This is a genomic window from Pedococcus sp. 2YAF34, from assembly GCF_052114585.1.
Classification (GTDB): domain Bacteria; phylum Actinomycetota; class Actinomycetes; order Actinomycetales; family Dermatophilaceae; genus Pedococcus.
The window spans coordinates 1-498 of sequence record NZ_JBFRFA010000095.1; the positions used below are offsets into that span (position 1 = coordinate 1).

A 498-nucleotide genomic window follows, 5' to 3' on the forward strand; every position below is an offset into this window, starting at 1 on the left:
CGTCGAATCCGGGCCGTGCGCACTCGCGCGCCACCACCAGCCCGGCGATCCCGCCGCCGACGACGACCACGCGCGTGGCCGGTGCGTCGATCGCGTGGCGGAGATCGTCGCGCTGCGGCTCGGCGCCAGCGTCAGCCCCGGCGTCAGCCCCAGTCGCCTCAGAGGCCATGGACGAACTCCACGAGACGGGTCAGCACCGCCGGATCGGTCTCGGGCGGAACACCGTGTCCCAGGTTGAGCACGTGCGACGGCGCACTCGCACCGCGCCCGATGACGTCGAGCACGTGCGCTTCGAGAACGGGCCAGGGAGCGTCGAGCATCGCGGGGTCGACGTTGCCCTGCACCGGCACGACGTGGCCGAGACGCCTGCTGGCCTCATCGAGCGGCACCCGGTAGTCGACACCGACAACATCGGCGCCGATCTCGTGCATCGCCTTCAGCAGTTCGCCGGTGCCGACACCGAAATGGACGATCGGCACGTTGCGCGCCGTGGGAAGG

Annotated in this window: 1 protein-coding gene; it reads right to left on the reverse strand. The window is 71.3% G+C overall.

Going from position 1 to position 498, the window contains the following annotated elements:
• Positions 1 to 158: 158 nt before the first annotated feature.
• Positions 159 to 498: uroporphyrinogen decarboxylase family protein (locus AB4Z02_RS19030; protein ID WP_441972927.1), on the reverse strand; the 340-nt coding region annotated here is incomplete at its 5' end.